Origin of the sequence: Pseudomonas rhizozeae (genome assembly GCF_031583775.1) — a bacterium.
Taxonomy (GTDB): Bacteria; Pseudomonadota; Gammaproteobacteria; order Pseudomonadales; family Pseudomonadaceae; genus Aquipseudomonas.
In genome coordinates this window covers 1-567 of sequence record NZ_JAVLSB010000038.1, presented here as the reverse complement: position 1 = coordinate 567, position 567 = coordinate 1, and the positions used below count along the sequence as shown (strand labels likewise).

Genomic DNA, 567 nt, shown 5'->3' with positions numbered 1-567 from the left:
GATAGCCATTGAGTCCACCAATATCTACCACTTGGCGTTTGCCGATCTGGCCCACGAAGCCGGTTGCGTGATTTACATGATCGGTGGTTATGAGCTGCATCATTACCGCGAAGGCGTGAAGGTTCGGGCCAAAACTGACGCGCTCGATGCCAAGCTGCTTGCTCGTTACCTTAAAAATGAGCAACAAGAGCTTCGCCCATGGACGCCACCTTCACCGCTGTATCGCCAGCTCCTGAGCCTTTTCCGCCGCCGGGCGGCGTTGGTCCAGGCGAGGGTCGGACTGGAACAGAGCTGGGCAAATGAACCGTTGTTGAAGACCGCTTTTGCCGACCAGGTGAAGTCCATGCGGCAACTGGAAACGCTGGTCGAAAAGACAATCAACGATCAGTTGAAAGAAGCCGGATTAGTGGGGCAGTTGAAGCGTTGTCTCAAAGTGGAAGGGATCGGTTTTTTAACCGGAGCCCGTTTGATCGCTGCATTTCAACGAGGCGACTTCAGAAATGCGGACGCGTTTGTTGCCTTTTTAGGGATGGATTTGCGAGTGTCCAAATCAGGGCAAAAAGACGG

General features: G+C 53.6%; 1 protein-coding gene. It reads left to right on the top strand.

Translation table 11 applies throughout. From position 1 onward, the window contains the following. Positions 1-567: IS110 family transposase (locus RG836_RS12590; RefSeq protein WP_310845818.1), on the top strand; the 567-nt coding region annotated here is incomplete at both ends.